The organism is Mycobacterium gallinarum, assembly GCF_010726765.1.
GTDB classification, from domain to species: Bacteria; Actinomycetota; Actinomycetes; order Mycobacteriales; family Mycobacteriaceae; genus Mycobacterium; species Mycobacterium gallinarum.
In genome coordinates, this window is record NZ_AP022601.1 from 4,239,701 (window position 1) to 4,259,746 (window position 20,046).

Sequence of the window (20,046 nt, forward strand, 5' to 3'; positions counted from 1 at the left end):
TATTGCTTCGATGTTGAAACACTAGGATGACGCCATGGCGAGCGGTCTGAAGCCTGCGCAAATGCGTACTTACTTCGCACTGACCGAGGCGGTCAGCCTGCTTCAGCACGCGGTGCAGGAACAGTTGCAGGCCGAGGGCGGCCTCAGCTATGTGCAGTTCGAGGTCTTGGCCAAACTGGTCGACGCCAAGCGTCCGCTCACCATGACTGAGCTCGCCGACGGTGTGGTCTACAGCCGCAGCGGCCTGACGCATCAGGCAGGACTGCTGGAGACGGCGGGACTGATCGTCCGCAAAGGCAGCCCCGATGACAAACGTGCCACCGTCGTTGACATCACCAAGGCGGGTCGTGCGCTGGTCGCCAAGGTTCTTCCCGGTCACATCGACGTGGTCCGCGACCTGCTGTACGGCGCACTCTCCGACGGCGACGTGCACATACTCGGTGACCTCATGAGTCGCGTGCGCGATCACATGCGTGAACGGCCACCCCGTTCGGCCGCACCGCGAAGACGCGCCCCCTAACGAACGGCGGGTGCGCCCGTCGCAATTTGACCAACCCCTGCGAGCTTCTGGATGACGCGAATCTCGTCGTCATTGTGGGCTCGTCCATCGGGGTGGATCAGATCGCTGAACCACGTGTCAGGGAGCTCGGTGTACGGCTGCTGCCACGAATCCCAGGGCAGATAGGTCTGCGTGCGTCCGGCGACGAACCCCCAGTTATAGGCGCCGACGTTGCGCCGCTTGGCGATCGGAAGAATTCCTTCGACCGTGCTCCCCAAGTTCCGCGCCAGGTACTCGGTGCAGATGATCGGGCGCCCCAGCGGGGTGAGTTCGTCGATGCGGGCGTCGAATTCAGCGGGTTCGGCGTAGCTGTGGAAACTGATGATGTCGGAGTGCTCGAGCTGCAGGCCGGCTATCTTGCTGCGGCTTCCCGGATCTTTCCAGTGGCCCTGCCACACGCCACTGGTCAATGGCTGAATCGGGTTGACGGCGCGCACCCATTGGAAGACATGCGGGAGGAAGGCGGCGACCAGTTCCATCTTGTCCTGGTGCTCGACATCGCTGTAGTCCTTCGACGGGTTGTCCGGCTCGTTCCAGACGTCCCAGCCGAGCACGCGAGGATCGTTCGCGAACATGCCCACGACGCCGGTGACATAGCTTTGCAGCACGCGGGTGTAGGCCGGGTCCCGAAGACGATGGGCGCCCGGGCTCTGAACCCATCCGGAGTTGTGCACCCCCTTGATGGGTGCGCGTTGACGGCCCGCCTTCGGTAAGGGATCCCAGCACGAGTCGAACAAAACGAAGAGCGGCTTGATCTGGTGCCTCGCTGCGATGGCCACGAATTCGGAAAGCCGGCTGCTGAACCCGGCCCGATCGGTCGCCCACAACTGGTCGTGCAGGAACACCCGCATGGTGTTCATCCCGATGCGCCGGGCCACGCTCAACTCGCCCGCGATGCGGCGCGCGTCGTAGGTGCCCGCCTGGAACATCTCCAGCTGGTTGACGGCGGTCGACGTGACATAGTTCGCGCCAAGCAACCAGCCTTGCTGCGCGTACCAGGCGTTCGCGCGATCTGCCGACCATCGACTCGCCGCAGCGGAGGCGACGGGAATCTTGGTCAGCGCCGCGGCCGCTGCCAGGTACAACGGGAGCTTGAGAGCAGTTCGCCGGTGCACCAGACGACCATAATGTCGCGGATCAAAATGTTTGCTGTCGTGTCTCATGTTGCAACGCAACAGGTTTCAAATCGTTATCTAGCAGCCGAGCGGGGTCGAAAATCTAGGTCCACAGTTTGGCGCGGCTGAAGTCGACCGATTGGGTCGGACGGTCGCCGAAGCGCCACAACTCCCGACGCCGTCCCCGCAGTAGCAGGCCGAAGGATCCGGCGTCGGGACTGTCCGGTGCGGTGGTGGTATCGCTGGTGTAGAAAATGCGCAACTCGGCGTCGGATTTGTGATCTTTGGGCAGCCCGGTGGCAGGGTTCAGCTTGCTCGCGACGGGATCGAGTGCCTCCCGAATGGCTTCCTGAGACACGGTGTGGGGGAAGCCGTATTTCGTGCCGCTGGCAGTCGACGACACCAGGGTGATCGCAGGATGGATGCGTTCGACGAGTTCCAAGTTGACGCCGTGCTTCGACGCATGGTGCGAAACTTTGAAAACGTCGGCCGACAGCAGGTCTCGGTTCCCCGTCGCGGCCGCGATCGCCCTGGCCTGCGCGCTGCCCGATGCCGCCAGGAACGGGAAGTCGGTCGCCACGAACGACCAGGACAACGTCTGGGCGTCGCCGCCGAGGATCAGCGTCGCCGAGGCCGGGTTGGCCGCCCAGTTGGACTGTCCGCCGAGCGAGGCGAGGTCGGCCAGCGCGCGGGCGGGATGCTCGATCCGCAACGAGATCGAGGAGTCGTTGATCTCGACTCCGTAAGTGTCGAAACGGTTTCGCAGGTGAATCGAGGGGCTCAGCACTGTCACCGCGACCTGGCCGAAGAAACGATGCATTCCGCTGGTCGGCTGGGTGTAAACGATGTTCGTGCGGGTACCGATCTCTCGAAGCATGTTCTGGTAGGACGCGGCGGTGTGGAAGAACCCGGGCTCCCACACCTCGGCTACGTGCTCACCGCGGGCCTGAAAGAGTTGGGCCATACCTGCGATGTGATCGTGGTGTGGATGGGTCGCGACCACGAGCGCGATGGTGGCGTCCGCCGGGTTGGCGAATGAAATGAGGCCCACCTGTTCCAGCGTGTCGAGAAGATCGATGACCTTGTCGGTGACACCGGCATCGACGACGATCACCCGGCGGATGCCGTCGGGTCCCAGGGGCAACACAATCACTTGAGCGTCGGCATCTCCGACGCTCAGGCAGAAGTAGACGAGGTCATTGTCTCGGACCGCATCGACGAAGTCGGCCGCGGTCAGTCGGTGGTCCTCCAGCGGCAGCGGTTTCATCGAGGCCCGCTCAGATCGTCGGACGGGCCGTCGCCGGCCCCCCTGGCATTTGGGCGACCTGTTCTGTCACACCCGAATATTCGTCGTCGGCGGCGAGGGTCATGTCATCCACCGGCGGCCGGACCTCGCCCAGCGCTGCCACGGCGACGGCGACCTTGGCCATCGTCCGCGCCTGCGAGGTGATGTCTCGCAGAGCTTCCCAGTCGCTCGGCGACTCCGCAGAGAAACCGTGCACCCAGAATGTGTCGCCGATCCGTAAGGGCCGCAGCATATCTCCGGCCTGGGAGCGGAGCCTGTCGACGACAGCCTGGAGATCATCGGCGTCGAACCAGGCGGCTTCGGGCTGGTCCGGAAACCGGAGCCCGAACTCGTCGACAACAGGCCATGCAGCGAAGACGACCCCGATGGTGTTCCCGACCCGCTCGTCAACGGTCACATAACGATCCGCCTCCGACGGCGGGGTCAACGGCGGCGGCGCGGCCAGACCCTCCGGTCTCTCGACCGTCTCGCCCTCGCCCGGGTGCCAGAGTTGAGCCGGCTCCCGGCGGACGGGTTCTGAAACCTCCACCCGCTGCTGAATCACCATCAGCCACCCCCGCTGTCGGTAATAGGATTATCCGCAGTACCGGCGCTACATATCGCCTCGAATCGTCCCAGGGGAGCGGGAGGTTGCGCAATGCCGGGTGCGTACGAGAAACACTTTGTGGCATCGAAAGACGGCACGAAGTTGGGCTTTCGTCAGCTCGGTCACGGCCCCGGCATAGTGCTGCAGCATGGCGGAGCGCTGGGCTCTCAGCACTACATGAAACTGGCAGGCGCTCTTGCTGAAGAGTTCACCGTCTACCTGCCCGACCGGCGCGGCCGCGGGATGAGCGGACCGTACGGTCCGCACTACTGCATCGAACGTGAGGACGAAGACCTCGCAGCCATCATCGCCGCCACCGGCGCGGAGAATGTCTTCGGCGCCGCTGACGGTGGCCTGTTCGCGCTACATGCCTCGATGTCCGTTCCGGCGATACGCAAAGTCGCTGTCTTCGAACCGGTCCTGTTCGTCGGACAGCCGGACCTCGACAAGTTCAAGACCACCATCGACCGTGGGCAGCGTCTCGTGGACAGCGGCGACATCGCCGACGCGATGGCGAGTCTGGCCAAGGGTGCCGCCGACGGCGACCCCCGGGTACAGCAGGTCGCCGCGCCGCTTCGTCTGTTGGGCACGATCATGACTCAGCCGCTGATCTGCCGGGCGATCCTGTGGGCCGACGCCAAGAGGGTCACCGGCGACGACGCCTCGCTGCGTGACTTGATCATCGCGTGGAAAGAGGAGTTGAACGTCGTCAAGTCGACCGAAGGCACCCTCGACGACTACCAGAACGTGACCGCCGACGTTCTACTTCTCTGCGGCACAGGCGCTCCCACACTTTTCACCGGCACCCTCGACGCGTTGCAAAGCGTGTTGCCCGCGGCGACGCGCATCGAACTTCCGGGGCTCAATCACGGCGGCGCACAAGATTCCGGCGGCAATCCCCGAGTCATCGCTGATCAGTTGCGGCGATTCTTCGCCTAGAATGCAACCGCGACCGAGCGAGATGTCCGGAATCCGGCGCTTGTTGGCCACATAAGAACTGGCGCATATGTTTCGGTGGGGGCACCGTGGCGGTATGACCGATCACGTAACCACCGACACGGCACAGTGGGGCTTGCCCGATTCAACAGTCTGCGCTGCGGCGGTCGAGCTGGCCTCCGACGTCTCGCCAGACTTCCTGCACAACCATTGCGTGCGCAGCTATCTGTTCGCTCGGGAACTGGCGGCTGCTGACGGATTGCGCGGCGGCGTCGACTATGACGAAGAGGTCGTGTTCCTCGCGTCGGTTCTGCATGACCTCGGCCTCACGAAGTACGGAGCCGGCGATCAGCGATTCGAAGTCGAAGGCGCCGATGCCGCAGCGCGGTTCCTCCGTGAGCAGGGCCTCACCGACGACCGAGTGACGACGGTGTGGCAGTCGATTGCGCTGCACACCAGCATCGGCTTGGGGCACCGTTTCGGTACCGAACAAGCCGTCTGCCACAGCGGGATTGACCTCGATGTCGCAGGCTCACAGCGGGACCGTCTACCCAAGGGTTTCGCTGATCGCGTCCTCGCGGCATGGGCCAGACACAACCTCGGCTTCGCGATCACCCAGGCTATCGCCCGCGGCACTCAAGCCAATCCGATGAAGGCTCCGCCGTTTTCATTCCCCGCCCATGTCCACCAGCTCGTCAATGACGCGCACCGACTCACGTTCGCGGAGGTGGTGACGAACGCCGGTTGGGGCGATGAGTTCGCGCAACCGGGATAGACGAAGCCGGCGCGTTCAGCCGCGCGTCCCGGTGAGTCCGACGACCGCCAGACGGGCTGCGTTGTCGGCGATCTCGTCGACTGACGCCTTCGTCCGCGCGCCGTCGCGCCATTCGGTCGTCGAATTGCACATCCCGATGATCAGTAATGCCAGCGATGTGGGCGGGCCGTCGAAGAACACGCCTGCGCGCTGACCGTCCTGGATGACGTCGGCGATCCGGTGAATGTATGCCGAGATCCCGTCCTGCAGCGGTTTGGCGCGATCGCCACTCAACTTGTTGAGTTCGTTGAACTGGATACGGAACCGGCTCGGGTCAGACGACACCACCCGGACGTGATTGCGCACGAGCTCGGCCAGTTTCACTTCCGGCGAGCTGTCGGAGTCGAAGATGGGGCCCGCCGATGACGTCATCGCCTCCCCCGCCTCGGCGATCAGCTCATAGAGAATGTCGTCTTTGGCACGGAAGTAGTGGTAGACCGCTTGGCGCCGGAAGCCGAGTTCGTCGGCGATCTGCGCCAGATTGGTCTCGCGGTATCCCTGCTGAGCGAACAGCGTTGTGGCCACCTCGAGAATCTGATTCCGACGCGCCGCTTCCCTGGGCTCGACCACGGTGTCGACGCTAGCGCGAAAGCGTCTCGACTGGGCTGAAGCTGCCCCGGCCGGTGCCGAGCGTGCGCGCGTTCTCCGCGCGGCGCCACGCCCGGTGCCGATCATCGATTCGGCGCGCGATAGCCGGAACATGTTGACACGCCGTCTCTCTGATGAAGTTCGGCACGAAGCGCGCCAGCGGAGCGTAACGCCACGGCCCGACCGGCGGGAACCCTGACTTCGTGTAGGACGCGGGCGTGTAGAAGTACGCGTGACCTAGCTGGGCGCGGTAGTTGAGCTCGGCGGCCAGCCGCTTCACACCTCTGGAGTCCGCCGGGGGCTTGTAGGTGTCCATGAACGACCAGCACAGAGCGCGACTGTCGTCGTCGTCGCTGGTGCGTTGCGCCAGCGCGATCAACCGCATCGCTCGATAACCGTCCTCGATCGACTCCGGGTACCACGGCGGGTCGACGCCCATCACGTAGCCGATGTAGCGCTGCAGGTGCATGAGCGCCACGATGTCGTCGTCGCTGGTGCGGTAGCCCAGACGTTTCAGGTCATGACCGGGAATCACCGAGCCGGCCATCAGCGTGCTGAACATGTTGAACTGACTGATGGGCACCCCGAACCGGGCACGGTCCCACTCTGCGTGACCGACGATCCGGGACCGGATCATGCAGTGCAGCAGCCGCACTCGCAGCGACGTCAGGTAACCGGGGTTACCGCGTCGCATGCCGTCGGGTTCGCTGGTGTCCGTCCAGTGCTTGCAGGTCTCCCAGAATCTGTTGAGGGCGGAGTTGCCGGTGTAGGCGCCGGTCAGGATGAGCGGCTTGGTCACCGATGGCGTTCGGTAGCCCGAGAACGTCGCCATGCCGAAGTAGGGGTAGAGCTCTTTCCCGTACCGCCGAAAGACGCTTGCGCCGCGGTCGAGAAGGTCCCAGTCCAGCCAATCCGGTTCGGTGTTGATCTGGTCGAACAACGCGATCAGCGCCGTTGACGGATCCGTGACGGCGTCGACTCCGTGCTCGAGGGCGGTGTTGAACTCCTCGCGCGCCGCGCGGACCGATCCGCGGCTGCGGGCATCCGCGTACCACGCGTCGCCGAGCCGGTCGCCGGCATCGAGGCTGCGACCCATCGCATCGGCTAGGTCATCATCGAGCGTCACGTCGACACCCGCGAGCTTGGACAAGCGTGCGGTCAGGGCGCCGGCGAAGGGCTTGTCCTTGACGTCGAAGTACACGAACTCGCCAGGGAAACGCTGGGTGGCAAGCGGGGCGGGGCTGGTCGGCTCGACTGTCATCTCGACTCCTGATCGGTACTGGCTGATGCTGCGACGGTATCGCCTTGCTTGCGCGCAAGCAAGCGGGTTCACCGGCAACGTGGTGGAGGTCACGACCTCTCGGTGAATCGGCCGAGCGGAGTCGACGTCCCCCGAAGGGCCCGCGGCGAGCGGTTAAGGTCGGACAATGTCGGTCGCCAGCGAAGAACGCGCGGCACTGGTCCATACCCTGCGGACGGTCGGCCCCGACGCACCGACCTTGTGCCCGGGGTGGACAACTCGACAGCTCGTCGCGCACCTAATCGCCCGCGAGCGGCGACCGGACGCTCTGTTGGGCATCGGCGTGCCGCGGTTCGCCGAGCGACGAACATCGCATCGAAACGCAGATCGCCGCCGGCCACAGCTGGCCTGAGTTGGTCGATCGATTGGCGTCCGGCCCGCCCCCCTACTCGCCGCTGCGCTGGCTCGACCGCGTCGCCAACATCCACGAAATGTTTGTCCATCACGAAGACGTTCGTCGCGCCGCCGGCGGGTGGACACCTCGAGCGCTCGATGACGGCACCGTCGGAGCGCTCCGGCGCCTGACGCGTTTTTTCGCGCCAGTCCTCATGCCGGGCGTGCCCGCACGGGTCGCACTCCTCGAGACGGACGGTGCCGTGCTCGCGCGGTTCGGGACAGGCCCTGGGGTCACGGTCACCGGCGCCCCCGGCGAGTTGCTGCTATTCGCCTTCGGCCGCAACGACATACGCGTCGAATTCAGCGGTAATGCCGAGGTCGTCGACGCGGTGCGACATGCCGAGCGACGATTCTGACCGTGCGGGATGAACGGCAGCGTGAGGACGTTCCATGAGCGACAGACGGTCTGAACCACCCGATCGCATTCTGAGGCCCGGCGAAACCTGCTGGCGCACCGCCCGCTCGGATCGCTTCAGCCGCATCGTCGACGGTGCCGATTACCTCGCCGATGTGAAGTCGGCGATGCTGCGCGCCAGGCGCCGCATCATGCTGATCGGCTGGGATTTCGATTACCGGACCGCCTTCGAGGCCGACAAGAAATCGCTGCCCGGCCCCAATCACCTCGGGACCTTCCTGCACTGGCTGGTATGGCGGCGGCCGGACCTGCGGGTCTATCTGCTCAAGTCGAATCTGCGGTTGCTGCCCGCCTTCGACGGATTCTGGTTCGGTATTGCACCGGTCGGCCTGCTCAATGTGATCACCCCACCCCGCATGCACTTTGCGGTCGACGGCGCACACCCGCCCGGCGCGGTCCACCATCAGAAGATCGTCGTCGCCGATGATGCCATCGCATTCTGCGGCGGCATCGACCTCACTCTTGGACGCTGGGACACGCGGATGCACCTGGGTGACGACCCGCGCAGGAAAGGAGCGGGGCAACCCTATGGACCGCGGCACGAAGTGGCGACGGTCTGTGACGGTGACGCGGCAGGCGCCCTCGCCGAGCAGGCGCGCGACCGTTGGCACGCCGCCACCGGCGAGCTACTCGAGCCGATCGCGGCACGGCGCGATATCTGGCCGCCCGCTGTCGTGGGGCTGTTGCGTGACGTCGACATCGGCATTGCACGAACGCTGCCCGCGTTATCGGAACGCGAGGAGGTCAGAGAGGTCGAGGCACTCAATCTGGCCGCTGTCGCTGCTGCCAAGGACGTCATCTATTTGGAGAACCAGTATCTGGCTGCACGCAGGTTGGCCCGGGCGCTCGCCGCGCAACTGGTGAAACCCGAAGGGCCGGAGATCATCATCATCCTGCCGCGAAGTTCTGAGAGCAGGCTGGAGCAGCAATCGATGGACAGCGCGAGGCAGCGCCTGCTTCGGCTGCTGTGGGACGCGGACACTCACGGTCGCCTGGGTGTGTACTGGCCGGTGGCCGCCGGCGGTGTTCCGGTCTACGTCCACTCCAAGGTGATGGTGATCGATGACCGCCTGCTGCGGATCGGGTCGTCCAATCTCAACAATCGGTCGTTGGGCTTCGACAGCGAATGTGACGTGGCTCTGGAAGCGGTGCCTGGTGTGAGCGGCCACGAGGTGATCGCCGGTGAGATCACCTACGCGAGAGACGATCTGCTGGCGGAACATCTCGGCGTCTCCGTCGAAGATCTCCGTGCCGAAATCACCAGCCGCGGCTCACTTCTCGCCGCTGTCGATTCGTTGCGCACCGTGGGCCGGTCGCTCCGCAAGTTCACCCCCACCATGACATCAGCCGACGCAGGTCCCTTTGCCGAGAACGATCTGATGGACCCCCCAAGCGTCCCGGAGTCGATAGCTCAAGGCGTCTTCAGCTTGGTCACCGGAGCGGCGTTGTGGCCGCTGACCAGGCTGGCGCCCCAGGCCGTCTCGACCGTGCGCTCGCTTTCCGACGCCGCAACCGCACTGCGAAGCGTCGCGGAGTCCCTGCGAGACGACCCCGACGAGTGATCGGCGGCGAGATGCGGAATAGCGAGCACGTGCCCTCCGTTGCGCCCACAAGAGTCGCAACCACACGGAGGTCGTCATGCAGATCGGAATCATCGGGGCGGGTCATATCGGCGGCACATTGGTGCGACGGTTTCGCGAACTCGGCTTCGACGTGAACGTGGCGAATTCGCGCTCTCCGGAAACCCTCGCCGACCTGGAGAAGGAGACCGGCGCGACGGCGGTGTGGGCCAAGGACGCGGCGGCCGATGCCGACCTCGTCGTGATCAGCATTCCGCAAAGGAACGTTCCCGACCTTGCCGACGGAATCGTTGACGCCCGCAGACCGGGCGCCCCGGTGATCGAGACGAACAATTACTACCCGCAACAGCGAGACGGCGAGATCGCGGCGATCGAGGATGGTCAGGTCGAAAGCGCCTGGGTCGCAGAGGAAATCGGCGCGCCGGTGTACAAGGTGTTCAACGGGATCTGGTGGAAGCACCTGCTCGAGCGCGGCCGTCCGACCGGCTCACCTCACCGAATCGCACTGCCCATCGCGGGAGAGGACGGCCCCGGCCGCGAGTTGATTCACGGCATCGTCGATCGCCTCGGCTTCGAGCCGGTGAACGCCGGTCCGGTATCCGAGTCGTGGCGTCAGCAACCGGGAACACCGGTGTACGGCAAAGACTTCAACGCCGACGACACCCGCAAGGCACTCGCCGAGGCGACGCGGGAACGTACGCCTGAGTGGAGCGCACGCACTGGCGTGAGCTGACCCCAGCAGCCGTCGGCAGCAGGGCCCGCGCGTCAACGGTGCCGACGTACCGGCCCGGCCCGAAGCGGCGGCGTCGAGTCGCGCGTCGGTGCCTCACCGGAATCATGATGTCTGACAGTGATGTTCACTGGGCCAGAGGTGACCGTAGGTTGCTGCGGTGCGGCGGCCGGGGCGTGGGTGCGCAGCCTCGAGTAGGCGGCCAGCACCTGTTGCAAACGGGTGTCGGCTCCCTGTGCCGACATGGGGTCGCGCGTGTCGGGGTGAGTCGCGAGCAACCGGGCACGAAACGCACGGACGATTTCGGCCTGCGACGCGCCGGGCGACACTCCCAGCACGGCGTACGGATCTTCGGTGTTCACCGCATTCTCCTGCATGAGAAAGCGCCTGAAGCGGGGCCGGGGGTTCCCGGCCCCGCCACTCAGATTGGGCGTTGGTGTCGTAGCCGCCGCGCGTGTCAATGCCATGTCGATGGCAGGTCGCCGTGACCGGCGTCTGTCGGTCTGTGCGATTCGACGTTCATGAGACCTGGGCGGCTTGGCTGAACTTGTTCGAAATTGTTCGGAGACTTCGGAAAAGCATCACCTCCCTGATAGTCCTGACACATTGAGAAACACCGTCGCACCCGGGGTGCGGAGGCGATCTCTGGGTAGGCCACACGCGCGCCTGCCCTCGTTGTCTTGGTGCCACCGCGCACCCGCCCGCCGAGAGACCGAGGCCCGGGCGCGGGTCAGTGGCCGCCGCCACCGCGGTGCCTATCGGAACTCGCCGAAGCGCGGGCCTCTCACGGGTTATCGCGTCGTTCGGGTCCGCGCTCTGCTCCTCGAGAATGCGTATCCACTCAGCCTCGACGACCGCTTCGGCTTCGACGAGTGGCTCGACTGTCCATGCAATGCTCGTTGGCACGTCGCTCACCACCCGATGTCACGCGTTGACGGACTTCTTCTCGTCGCGGGTGGAGATCTGGATCCTTCGCGGCTTCGCCCTCTCCGCCACCGGGATGGTCAGCCGGAGAACACCGCCGCTGTAGTCGGCCTCGATCCGTTCGGTGTCGAGCGTTTCGCCAAGAAACAGCTGCCTACTGAAGACACCTCGTGGGCGTTCCGCCGCAACCATTTCGCGCTCGCTGTCGAGAGCGGGGCGTTTGGCGTGCACGGTGAGCACGTTGCGTTCGACGTCGAGATCCAGCGAGTCGGGGTCGACGCCGGGAAGGTCCAATTCGACGACGAACGTGTCACCCTCGCGCCACGCGTCCATCGGCATCACGGCGGGGCGGGCGGCGGTGCCCAGCACCTGCTGGGCGAGGCGATCGACGTCGCGGAATGGATCGGTGCGCATCAACATGTCTACCCTCCTCGGCCGATAGATCTATGGCTTGTGCCATAAATTTCTTATAGCACCCGATGCAGCAGTGTGCAAGGATGTTTGGGGAGATTTTTGGACGGAGGGTTTATGCGCGAGGAGTCGGCGGACCGATCGGCGCGCGGCGTGTACGGCATCTCAGTCGCCGCGGAGTTGACCGGAATCGACCCGCAGACGCTGCGGCTCTACGAGCGCCGCGGACTACTCACGCCCGCACGGACCGACGGCGGGACGCGACGGTACAGCGACGACGACGTCGTCCGACTGGAGCGCATCAGCCTGCTCGTCGGTGCGGGCGTCAATCTCGCCGGTGTCGCCCAGATTCTGGATCTGGAGCACCGAAACTCGTTGTTGGAAAGCGACAATGGGCATCTTCGGTCGGAGAACACCAGGCTGCGCGAACAGACCCGGACCACCCGTGACCGGCAGGGATGACGGGACCTAGTTGCAGCCCCTGGTGTCGAGGAGCGAGCATGGCCCCACGGGACCGCGATTGTCCGGCGGCGGGTTCGGTCCGTCCCAGATCATCGGGCCCACGTTGCCCTGGCCCCAGTTGACGATGTAGAAGGTGTGGCAGATGTTCCAGTCCCAGTTGGGCGGACCGGGAGAATTGAAGGGACCACCCGGTCCTCCGCCTGGGTCGTCACCGGGGCACCACGTGCGTGGTTCTGACGGCGGGGCCGCCAGGGCGGGGGCCGCGCTCAGCCCCAAGGCCGCGAGCGCTGCGAAAGTTGTTGTCAGAACTGCACTTACTCGATTCATCGTGAACTCCTGTCGCCGCGGTGTTGCAGATGTGATGCCAAGCCGAATGTCTCGACAAGGGTCAGCCAATCGGTCCCCGAGACCTCGTAGTCGGCGCGCGCGGCAACAGTGGGCACACCACCGGGCCATGCGAACCGGAAGTCCAAACCCATTGCGGTGTCGCGGCATCCAACCGTCAGCGGTTCCATACCGGGAATGGTGATGCGCATCCCGGGTGACGTGGACCAGTAATCGGTCGCCGCATCGCTCATCGCATTCCCGAGGGTGGGGAACCAATGCCGCCCTTGCATCGGGCGGAACACCACCGGCTGTGCGCTCACCTGCCGGGGTGAGACGGAGGCGATGACCGCTGCGGTGGTCGGATCGATCACTCGGATCGAGTTGACGCCTATGTCGATGGCCAGCCGGGCTGTGCTGAGGGAACGGGTGAACTGCCACTGCTTACGGATCGAGAACGAGCTGATTTCCTGTAGTTTCAGCGAATTCGTGAACAGCAGGCAGCGGGTTGGTTCGTCGGCGCTTGGCCGTCGGACATCCAGTCCGCTGCGGTTGCTGACGATGGCGAGCAGCGCGTCGAAGTCCTCTGCCGACAACCAGGCGTCGACGTCAATCGGCAAGCCATAGCCCGCGTCGGGCGCATCGAGCCGAGTGCCGGCAGCGACACGTCGGTCTCGACCACCGAGAACGAATCGCTTTGAGCCGCAGTGTAAGTGCAGCGCCGTGCCCATCGTGTGGCCACCGGTCACACCCCAGGTCCCCAGTTGCGCGTCGGTGAAGGGATACACGTCGCCGGGCCGGGTGGTGACTGTAAGGGCGTCGCTCGTGGCGGAGACCACGATCTTCTTGTCTCGAGACCAACGGGTCCAGCCGTAGACACCGCCGAAGAGGAGAACAAGCAGGCTCAGCTGCAGTCCGTGCGTTGACGCTCGTTGGATCCACTCCGACCCATCCTCGGTGAGCGACTGCATGCCGAAGAACAGGGCCCAGAGCGCTCCCGTGAAGGCGAAAACCCCGACGATCGTGAACAGATATGCCTTGGCGGGGTTGTTCTGCCAGGCGGGGGTGGTGAAGGAGGCGACCTTGGATCCCCAGAAGGGTGGCTGCGCGACGAACTGGCGCGCCGCGCCTGAATTGTTGTTGGCGTTCATGTCGTGCCTCCCCTACCGCGTTTCTGTCTTGTCGCGAGTAGAGCAGCGCCACCTGGCTACCGATCCCAAGAATTCAACGCCGTCGATGCGGCTATGTCCAGGCGCGTTCATGCCAGCGCCACGCCGAGTCCGCAAGGAAGTTGCTCAGCGAGCGCGGCGGACGACCCAGCAGTCGTTCGACGTCACCGGTAATCGGTTGATTGCGGCCGAACCTGGTCAACGTGTACACGGCGGCCATGAATCCGATCGTGTCCCAGCCGACTCCACGGTGGCGCAACCGCCGCGCGAAAGCAATGAGGCTCGGATCGGTGTAGCGGATCGGGCGGCCCAGCGCGACCGTCAGCTCGGTGGCGACCTGTTTCATGGTCAGCGGGGCAGGGCCGGTCAGGTGATACACCACGTTGCGGTGGGCGGTCGTGTCGGCGAGAACCTCGGCGGCCACCTCGGCGGCGTCACGGGCGTCGATGAACGTCGTCGCACCCCGGCCGGCCGGAATGAACAGCTCCCCCGTGTCCACGATGTCGGTGCCGTGGGTGGAGATGGCTCGGTGCAGGTTCTGCATGAAGAAGCTGCACCGCAATACGGTGTACGCCATCGACGAACTCCGGAGCGCGTCCTCCACCTTGTAGTGCGGGATGAATTTGGCCCGGTCGGCGCCGAATACCGACACATAGACGACGTGGCGGCACCCGGCCCGCTCGGCGGCATGAATGAAGGGGATGATCGCCCGCCGAGCGGCGCGATTGCCGGGCAGGGGGAACAACAGGAACAACGCGTCGACGTCGGCGAGCGCCCCGGCCCATGTCGTCTGATCAAAGAAATCCAGGTAAACGCGTTCCGGAGTGCGGTATGCGGCCAGGTCCTCGTGATGTCGGCTGCCGACCCGCCACGCTCGGTCGTAGTGCGCGTCGAGCACGTCGACCAGTTCGTGGCCGACGTTGCCCGTCGGCCCGGTCACCAGCAGCATTCCAGGCCGAGCCGTCAGACCGTCCACACCGTTGTCTCCGCGACCGACCGTCGCGAAGGAACGGGACACATGACGGCGTTCGCCGGTGTGGGGCCGAGCCGAATGAGCGTCTGGGGATGGGCTTCAGCGTCGAACAGCTCGCACGCGAGCGCCAACCTTTCCCGCATGTCACTGATGGGTTCGGTCAATGCGCACGAGGCCAGCCCCATCACTGTCGCTGACAGCAGAAGATGGCTGAGCGCCTCTCCCGCGCGCAACCGCATGGTGTCGTCGTCGGTCTCGGTGGCAAGGACCAGCAGCGTACCGTCGACGGCACCGGGGCGCGGGCCGTCATCGACGTCGCCTCCGTATCGCAAGCGAATTGCGCCTTCCGGCAACCGCATCCAGTGCAGTTTGGGCACCACGCTCATCTGCACACCGTATCGGGCGGCCCGGATGAGCAGCAGCTCCAGTGTTGACGGTGGTAGGGGGGACGCCGCGTAATCGCGGCGGTCCGACCTGCGTCGCGGGATGGCGGTCGCGAGTTCGACGACAGCGTCGGTCGGGGCGCGGTCGATCAGCTCGAACGAAGCCACATGCCCGTCGTCGGGAAACCGGCGGGTGCGCGCCTGCCATCCCGCTGCGGCCAAGCTCACCGCACAATGATTCAGAATCGAGCCACACCCCAGCAGAACGTCGCGCCGGCCCGCATCGCTGTCGAGACCCGCACGGCCCCAATCGGCGGCCAGGTGTAATCCTGAGCCGTCGACCTCCCAACGCCAGGGCTGCGAGTTGCGCGCCGACGGCGCCCACGCGGCGAGTTCGAGTACTCGTTGCAGCGTGGCGGTGTCGGGAAAGTCGCTTGGCAACGCCGTCTCCATCGTGACGTCCGGTGCGGGTCTGTATGGTCTCACACTCGGCGGGGCTTCAGCGGCGTTTGCGTCCCTGGCATCACCCACGATGGGCCGTCGCGCAACCACGTTCGGGCGAGGCGTAACGGGAACGCTTGCCTTTCAGCGGAATTCGTTGCCAAAAGACACGTGCCGGTTGGGTTCTCGGGACTGGTCTAGGGTTTCGGGGTTCTCGAAGTAGTCCGGATCCCGGTTGGCCGAAGCGACACCCGCCAGAACCCTGGCGATCGTGCCGTCGGCCGATTCGTCGGCTAGCGGCGTGGCGTCGTGGTGATGTGCACGTGGTCGTAGTGCCCGTAGCCCGATCCGGCCGGCCCGGACGGCGTGTAGTAGGTGCCGCGCCAGATCACATCCTGGAGCCCGAACCGCCCCGCATTGGCCATCGCGAACGCCATGATCTCGTCCCCGAGCGCGATGCCCTCGGGGGTTTCGGCGTTGGGAATCATGATGTCGATCGCCAGGCCGCTCGGATGCCACGGCTTCGAGTCAGGCCGGACACCGCCGATCTCGGCGATCTGGGGAAACCGTTGGCTGACGGCGCGGGCCGCGAGGATGGTGTTGGGCTGCAACCCGGCCTCGTACGCGACGCCGACCGGCAGTGCGTCGGGGTTGTCGGGAATGGCCGCAGGCGGAGGGACAACCGCGGCCGGAGGCGGGGCGGGCATCATGTTGAGCATCGGATCCGCCGGAGGGGGCACAGCCGCCGGGGGCGGCGGCGGCAGGGCGGCCGCGACGTCGACCGCCGCCTGCTGAGCGGGCGTCAACGCCTCGTACTGCGCCTCCGCGGCGATGATCTGTCGCTGCAGTTCTTTCCACTTCGCCTGCAGGTCGGCGTGCACCGCGGCGGAGCGCTCGGCCGCCACACGGGTCTCAGCGGCCGATGTCTCCGACGCCTTCGCAGCGGCGGCCGCGCGCTCACGCGCGACTTGATAAGCCTTCATCTGATCGGCCGCCTGTGCGGTGATGACCCGCTGCAGCGACAGCCCGTCGATCAGCTCTTGCGGGGAGCCTGCGGTCAGCACTGCCGTCATCTGCCCGGTGCGTCCGCTCATATACGTCATTGCCGCCACTTTGTCGGCTGCGGCCTGGTTGGCGGCGAGCTGAGAATTCGCGGCATCGAGGGCTGCCAGGTTGGCGCGATGGCGGTCTTCGGCCGCGGTCTGGGCCGCCAATTTGTCCTCGGCGTCATGTTGGGCGTTGGTGACGGCTTCACGAGTCTGAATGGCCTGGCTGGACAATTCTTCGAGCTTGGCCAGCGCGTCAGCCGCCGGGTCTGCCTGCACTCCCGCGATCGACATCGCCAGCACTAGGACCGCGGCCGCAAATCCGCCCACTGTTCGCCGAAGAGGGTGGCGCGCCGGACTCATACGGACAGTCACGATCCTTCGTTGCAAGCCCCCCGGCTACAAGCGTCTCGGACAGGGTATGAACTGGCACCGTCGATGTCCACTCCCGGTATTCGTTCGCGGCCGTGAACAGAGCTGTCGGTCACCACGGGTAGACGGCGCCGGTGTCGCCGACTAATTCTGCCGTGGGTCCGTCGTCGCCGATCAGGGCCATCGCCACCGCCACCTTCGCGCCGTGTCCTGTCGAATGGTCTCCCGCAGCGAAAACTTCACTCGTCCGGACGGAACCAGGATCGCCATCGTGTGCGAGCGGGTGACGTGAGCGCTGCCGATTTGCGGTGAACCGGCACGATGGAACGGATGGACGTCTTGGTGGTCGGCGCCGGACCGGCCGGAATGGCTTTGGCGGGCGCGTGCCGCCGCGTCGGGTTGACCACGGGGTTGCTCGACCCGGCCCCGCAGCGGCCGTGGCTGGCGACCTACGGGATGTGGAGCCGAGAACTCCCGGCCGATCTGCCCGCGTCCGTCGTCGCGGCGCGGGCCGCCGGTCGCGCGATCGCGGTGACCGAACACGATCTGGGCTGGGAGTACGCCGTCTTGGACGTGCCCGCGCTGCACTCCCACCTCAGCGATCGGCTGACCGGGGTGGATGTTCGGGTCGGGCGAGCGGTGGGGTCGCCGGAGCGCGGGGTGGTCGCGCTGGCCGACGGCTCACGCATCCGGGCCTCGGTCGTCGTCGATGCAGCCGGGCGGTGGCGGCCACTGGCCGCTACCGAGAAGCGCGGCATCCCGGCCGAGCAGACGGCGTACGGGCTCGTCCTCGACGAGGGCGCGGTGGCGTCACTGGTCGACGCTGGGGCGGCGCTGTTCATGGATTGGCGCGCCGACCACGGAGAAAGCGGTTGGCCGACGTTTCTCTACGCGATTCCACTGGGCGGGGGCAGGGTGCTCGTGGAAGAGACCTCGCTGGCACGGCGACCCGGGCTGCCGCTGTCGACGCTGCGGCGGCGGCTGCACGCCCGGCTTGAACGCCGAGGTGTCTCCATCCCGAAAGACGTTCGCGACGAGAAGGTTTCGTTCCCAGTGGACGATCTACGCCACGACGGGAAAGGGGTGCTGGGTTTCGGCGCGGCCGCACCGCTCATCCACCCTGCAACCGGATACAGCCTGGCCGCGTCGTTTCGCCTCGCGCCGCAGGTGGCTGACGCGATAGCCGCAAACCTTCCCGACCCGGGCCGGGCGCTGGCGGCCGCCCACCGAACCGTGTGGTCGCCGTCGGCAAAGGCAATTCACCGTTTCCGGCGGATCGGGTTGGAGGCGCTTCTGAGCATGCCGCCCGACGAGGTCCCCGGTTTCTTCGAAACATTCTTCGCCCTCCCCGAACGGCACCGGTGGACGTATCTCACTGCGCGCGACGACGTGGGCGGAACGGCGTCGGCGATGAATTGCCTTTACTGGGCGTCCAACTGGGGGTTGCGCCGCCACCTCGTCGCGTCGGCCGTGCGCCGCCCTCTACGGAGCAACGACGTCACGGCGTGACCTCACCTCGGTGGACCTAGTGCGGTGACGGGCTGGCCAGCGCGGCTCAAACAGCGACCGCGGTGCCACAGACGCCGCAGACCTCGAACTGCCGGCGTTTCCAGCGCGCAACCGGGACGAAGAACAACGTCAATTGTTTGAACTCTCGCATCCGCGCCCACTGCGTTGTGTTGTGGCAGCGCGGACAGGCGCGAACCTGTCCGGCGCCAAGGTGCTTCTGCTTGGTGCCGTAACCGAAGATGAAGAACAACACAACACCACCGTAGGCGTACCGGCGCCACCAACCCGCTAGGCGAGCGAACCGTTGGTTGAGCCAGCTGCTTCCAGCAGTTCGGTGAACGCGCTGACGAACGCCTCGGTGAGTTCGTGCGCGTCACGAAAGATGTTCTTGTCGGCCAACGCTGCGACGCTCAGCTGGTCGGCATAGCTCCATACCGTCATGTTCAGCCCAGCGCCGGCAGCGAGCGGTCCCACCGAATAGAACTCGGTCACCACCGCGCCGGCGGTGCTGACCCGTTCGCGAGGCCCGGGGACGTTGGACACGATCAGATTGAACAGCTGATTGGGAGCCTCGCGCCCTGACATCCAGCGAAACGTCGCCCGTGTGACGGCCGGCGGCACGAACTCCAGCCACTGACCCACCAGAGTGGGGCCGAGCAGCTGGTGATCCTCCTTGGCGATGAATGTGGAAGTACGGATAAGCCGCAGCTGCTCCATCGCGTCCTCGGCCTGAACTGGAAGCGAGACCAACAACGTGGCCAACGCGTTGCCACTGATCCTGTCCGGCGACGTGTCCGTGGCGGTGGGAACCGACGCGATGAGCGGCCGGTCGGTGGGTTCACCGTGGTCGAGTAACACGCGCCTCAATGCGCCAGCCGTCGTCGTCAACACCAGGTCGTTGATCGTCACGTCCAGCCTCTTGCTGAGGGTCACCACTTCGTCCAGCGGGACGCCGGCGCTCGCAAAAACCCTTGCGGCCGAGAGCTTTTGATTGAAGAAGGTGGGCGGCGGCTTGAACTTGGCGGCCAGTTCCGGATGGCGGTCACGCTGCCTGACACGTGACTGCAGCCGGTAGGCGCCGATCAGTCCTGCCCGCACCGCCGCAGGCAACGCCCGCAGCCGCGCGAAGTGATCCCGCACCGCGAATCGCACGACTTCGACAGACGGCGGCGGACCCGAGGTCGGGCTGGTGCGGCTCGGCTCCGATTCGGTGTCGAATCCCTTCATTGCCCGCGCCATGAGATTGGCGGAGGCGACGCCATCGGCGAGGACGTGATGCACCTTGCCGATGACCGCGACCCGCTGATCTGCCAAGCCTTCGGCGTAGAAGAACTGCCACAGCGGGCGGCTGCGGTCGAGGGGTGTCCCGGCGATGGTGCCGATCACGGCGTCGAGCTCGTATCGGCCGCCGGGCGCTGGGACCTGCACGGGCTGCAGGTGATAGTCGAGGTCGAGTTCGGCGTCCTCTCGCCAGATCGGGCGATGCAGACGCCAGGGGGTCTTCACCAACTGATAGTGCAACGGCTCCAGAACGTCGAGGCTGGTGCGGAAGACATCGCAGAACGCGTCAAACGTCGCCTCGCCTTCGAAGCCCGTGGTGTCGACGATGGCCACCTTCAGGGTGTGCTGATGCACGTTCGGCGTCTCGCTGCTCAACAACAACAAGTCCCACCCGCTGAGTCGCTTCACCGCCGCTCCTCCCCTCGC

21 protein-coding genes and 1 pseudogene are annotated in these 20,046 nt (G+C 65.7%); 8 read left to right on the forward strand and 14 right to left on the reverse strand.

Features of this window, described 5'->3' with window-relative positions; all coding sequences use genetic code 11:
* Positions 1 to 34: 34 nt before the first annotated feature.
* On the forward strand, positions 35 to 520 hold the full coding sequence (locus G6N42_RS20915; RefSeq protein ID WP_163688860.1) for a MarR family winged helix-turn-helix transcriptional regulator: 486 nt from the start codon (positions 35 to 37) through the stop codon (positions 518 to 520).
* On the opposite strand, the gene G6N42_RS20920 is transcribed toward G6N42_RS20915, so the two are convergent.
* The 3 genes from G6N42_RS20920 to G6N42_RS20930 form a co-directional block, all read right to left on the reverse strand.
* Complete coding sequence (locus G6N42_RS20920; RefSeq protein ID WP_197905543.1) at positions 517 to 1,674, reverse strand: glycoside hydrolase 5 family protein; 1,158 nt, start codon at positions 1,672 to 1,674, stop codon at positions 517 to 519. The genes G6N42_RS20915 and G6N42_RS20920 overlap by 4 nt on opposite strands.
* Before the next feature lie 103 nt (positions 1,675 to 1,777).
* The gene (locus G6N42_RS20925; protein ID WP_163688858.1) at positions 1,778 to 2,941 is read right to left on the reverse strand and encodes a ComEC/Rec2 family competence protein; all 1,164 of its coding nucleotides are present in this window, start codon (positions 2,939 to 2,941) and stop codon (positions 1,778 to 1,780) included.
* A 10-nt stretch (positions 2,942 to 2,951) separates the two neighbouring features.
* Positions 2,952 to 3,527, reverse strand: coding sequence for a hypothetical protein (locus G6N42_RS20930; protein ID WP_163688857.1), 576 nt, complete (start codon positions 3,525 to 3,527; stop codon positions 2,952 to 2,954).
* Positions 3,528 to 3,644: 117 nt separating this feature from the next.
* Between G6N42_RS20930 and G6N42_RS20935 the strand changes: the two genes are divergently transcribed.
* A complete protein-coding gene (locus tag G6N42_RS20935; RefSeq protein WP_232076209.1) occupies positions 3,645 to 4,505 on the forward strand; it encodes an alpha/beta fold hydrolase in 861 nt (286 codons plus the stop codon).
* Between the two features lie 94 nt (positions 4,506 to 4,599).
* Complete coding sequence (locus G6N42_RS20940) at positions 4,600 to 5,277, forward strand: HD domain-containing protein (RefSeq protein WP_163688855.1); 678 nt, start codon at positions 4,600 to 4,602, stop codon at positions 5,275 to 5,277.
* Positions 5,278 to 5,292: 15 nt separating this feature from the next.
* Here G6N42_RS20940 and G6N42_RS20945 read toward each other — a convergent pair whose 3' ends face one another.
* Both G6N42_RS20945 and G6N42_RS20950 read right to left on the reverse strand, forming a co-directional pair.
* Positions 5,293 to 5,886 (reverse strand): TetR/AcrR family transcriptional regulator, encoded by a 594-nt coding sequence (locus G6N42_RS20945; protein WP_163732312.1) that lies wholly within the window; start codon positions 5,884 to 5,886, stop codon positions 5,293 to 5,295.
* Positions 5,887 to 5,896: 10 nt separating this feature from the next.
* A complete protein-coding gene (locus tag G6N42_RS20950; RefSeq protein WP_163732314.1) occupies positions 5,897 to 7,165 on the reverse strand; it encodes an oxygenase MpaB family protein in 1,269 nt (422 codons plus the stop codon).
* A 166-nt stretch (positions 7,166 to 7,331) separates the two neighbouring features.
* On the opposite strand from G6N42_RS20950, the pseudogene G6N42_RS20955 reads away from it, so the two are divergent.
* The 3 genes and pseudogenes from G6N42_RS20955 to G6N42_RS20965 all read left to right on the forward strand — a co-directional run bounded on the left by G6N42_RS20955 (position 7,332) and on the right by G6N42_RS20965 (position 10,328).
* A pseudogene (locus G6N42_RS20955) lies at positions 7,332 to 7,956 on the forward strand (TIGR03085 family metal-binding protein).
* A 34-nt stretch (positions 7,957 to 7,990) separates the two neighbouring features.
* Positions 7,991 to 9,577: a phospholipase D-like domain-containing protein gene (locus G6N42_RS20960; RefSeq protein ID WP_163688851.1), complete on the forward strand. Its 1,587-nt coding sequence runs from the start codon at positions 7,991 to 7,993 to the stop codon at positions 9,575 to 9,577.
* A 76-nt stretch (positions 9,578 to 9,653) separates the two neighbouring features.
* Complete coding sequence (locus G6N42_RS20965) at positions 9,654 to 10,328, forward strand: NADPH-dependent F420 reductase (protein WP_163732317.1); 675 nt, start codon at positions 9,654 to 9,656, stop codon at positions 10,326 to 10,328.
* A gap of 32 nt (positions 10,329 to 10,360) precedes the next feature.
* Here the strand turns inward: G6N42_RS20965 and G6N42_RS20970 are convergent, their stop codons facing one another.
* Complete coding sequence (locus G6N42_RS20970) at positions 10,361 to 10,687, reverse strand: J domain-containing protein (protein WP_232076210.1); 327 nt, start codon at positions 10,685 to 10,687, stop codon at positions 10,361 to 10,363.
* Between the two features lie 562 nt (positions 10,688 to 11,249).
* The gene (locus tag G6N42_RS20975) at positions 11,250 to 11,669 is read right to left on the reverse strand and encodes an Hsp20/alpha crystallin family protein (RefSeq protein ID WP_163688848.1); all 420 of its coding nucleotides are present in this window, start codon (positions 11,667 to 11,669) and stop codon (positions 11,250 to 11,252) included.
* Between the two features lie 108 nt (positions 11,670 to 11,777).
* Between G6N42_RS20975 and G6N42_RS20980 the strand changes: the two genes are divergently transcribed.
* Positions 11,778 to 12,122 carry a MerR family transcriptional regulator gene (locus tag G6N42_RS20980; protein WP_163688847.1) on the forward strand — a complete coding sequence of 115 codons (345 nt, stop codon included), beginning with the start codon at positions 11,778 to 11,780 and terminating at the stop codon, positions 12,120 to 12,122.
* 6 nt (positions 12,123 to 12,128) lie between these two features.
* Here G6N42_RS20980 and G6N42_RS20985 read toward each other — a convergent pair whose 3' ends face one another.
* From G6N42_RS20985 to G6N42_RS21005, 5 genes are all read right to left on the reverse strand, one after another.
* Positions 12,129 to 12,449: a hypothetical protein gene (locus tag G6N42_RS20985; RefSeq protein ID WP_163732324.1), complete on the reverse strand. Its 321-nt coding sequence runs from the start codon at positions 12,447 to 12,449 to the stop codon at positions 12,129 to 12,131.
* Positions 12,446 to 13,597, reverse strand: a complete 1,152-nt coding sequence (locus tag G6N42_RS20990; protein ID WP_163732327.1) for a hypothetical protein — start codon at positions 13,595 to 13,597, stop codon at positions 12,446 to 12,448. Before G6N42_RS20990 ends, G6N42_RS20985 begins: the two co-directional genes overlap by 4 nt.
* Positions 13,598 to 13,688: 91 nt before the next feature.
* Positions 13,689 to 14,591, reverse strand: coding sequence for an NAD(P)H-binding protein (locus tag G6N42_RS20995; protein WP_163732330.1), 903 nt, complete (start codon positions 14,589 to 14,591; stop codon positions 13,689 to 13,691).
* Positions 14,579 to 15,457, reverse strand: a complete 879-nt coding sequence (locus tag G6N42_RS21000) for a nitroreductase family protein (RefSeq protein ID WP_232076211.1) — start codon at positions 15,455 to 15,457, stop codon at positions 14,579 to 14,581. Before G6N42_RS21000 ends, G6N42_RS20995 begins: the two co-directional genes overlap by 13 nt.
* Positions 15,458 to 15,705: 248 nt before the next feature.
* Positions 15,706 to 16,821 carry a coiled-coil domain-containing protein gene (locus tag G6N42_RS21005; protein ID WP_163737925.1) on the reverse strand — a complete coding sequence of 372 codons (1,116 nt, stop codon included), beginning with the start codon at positions 16,819 to 16,821 and terminating at the stop codon, positions 15,706 to 15,708.
* 339 nt (positions 16,822 to 17,160) lie between these two features.
* On the opposite strand from G6N42_RS21005, the gene G6N42_RS21010 reads away from it, so the two are divergent.
* Positions 17,161 to 18,339 carry a lycopene cyclase family protein gene (locus G6N42_RS21010; RefSeq protein WP_232076212.1) on the forward strand — a complete coding sequence of 393 codons (1,179 nt, stop codon included), beginning with the start codon at positions 17,161 to 17,163 and terminating at the stop codon, positions 18,337 to 18,339.
* Positions 18,340 to 18,385: 46 nt separating this feature from the next.
* On the opposite strand, the gene G6N42_RS21015 is transcribed toward G6N42_RS21010, so the two are convergent.
* Together G6N42_RS21015 and G6N42_RS21020 are read right to left on the reverse strand one after the other, a co-directional pair.
* Positions 18,386 to 18,592 carry a zinc-ribbon domain-containing protein gene (locus G6N42_RS21015; RefSeq protein ID WP_174262126.1) on the reverse strand — a complete coding sequence of 69 codons (207 nt, stop codon included), beginning with the start codon at positions 18,590 to 18,592 and terminating at the stop codon, positions 18,386 to 18,388.
* A 35-nt stretch (positions 18,593 to 18,627) separates the two neighbouring features.
* Entirely contained in the window at positions 18,628 to 20,028 is a 1,401-nt protein-coding gene (locus G6N42_RS21020) for a WS/DGAT/MGAT family O-acyltransferase (protein WP_163732332.1), read from the reverse strand.
* Between the last annotated feature and the right edge of the window lie 18 nt (positions 20,029 to 20,046).

Bases quoted from the DNA above. Each gene is read 5' to 3' on its own strand.
- G6N42_RS20915 (WP_163688860.1), top strand. From the start codon at position 35: ATGGCGAGCGGTCTGAAGCCTGCGCAAATGCGTACTTACTTCGCACTG.
- G6N42_RS20925 (WP_163688858.1), bottom strand. From the start codon at position 2,941: ATGAAACCGCTGCCGCTGGAGGACCACCGACTGACCGCGGCCGACTTC.
- G6N42_RS20930 (WP_163688857.1), bottom strand. From the start codon at position 3,527: ATGGTGATTCAGCAGCGGGTGGAGGTTTCAGAACCCGTCCGCCGGGAG.
- G6N42_RS20940 (WP_163688855.1), top strand. From the start codon at position 4,600: ATGACCGATCACGTAACCACCGACACGGCACAGTGGGGCTTGCCCGAT.
- G6N42_RS20950 (WP_163732314.1), bottom strand. From the start codon at position 7,165: ATGACAGTCGAGCCGACCAGCCCCGCCCCGCTTGCCACCCAGCGTTTC.
- G6N42_RS20960 (WP_163688851.1), top strand. From the start codon at position 7,991: ATGAGCGACAGACGGTCTGAACCACCCGATCGCATTCTGAGGCCCGGC.
- G6N42_RS20965 (WP_163732317.1), top strand. From the start codon at position 9,654: ATGCAGATCGGAATCATCGGGGCGGGTCATATCGGCGGCACATTGGTG.
- G6N42_RS20975 (WP_163688848.1), bottom strand. From the start codon at position 11,669: ATGTTGATGCGCACCGATCCATTCCGCGACGTCGATCGCCTCGCCCAG.
- G6N42_RS20980 (WP_163688847.1), top strand. From the start codon at position 11,778: ATGCGCGAGGAGTCGGCGGACCGATCGGCGCGCGGCGTGTACGGCATC.
- G6N42_RS20985 (WP_163732324.1), bottom strand. From the start codon at position 12,449: ATGAATCGAGTAAGTGCAGTTCTGACAACAACTTTCGCAGCGCTCGCG.
- G6N42_RS20990 (WP_163732327.1), bottom strand. From the start codon at position 13,597: ATGAACGCCAACAACAATTCAGGCGCGGCGCGCCAGTTCGTCGCGCAG.
- G6N42_RS21005 (WP_163737925.1), bottom strand. From the start codon at position 16,821: ATGAGTCCGGCGCGCCACCCTCTTCGGCGAACAGTGGGCGGATTTGCG.
- G6N42_RS21010 (WP_232076212.1), top strand. From the start codon at position 17,161: ATGGACGTCTTGGTGGTCGGCGCCGGACCGGCCGGAATGGCTTTGGCG.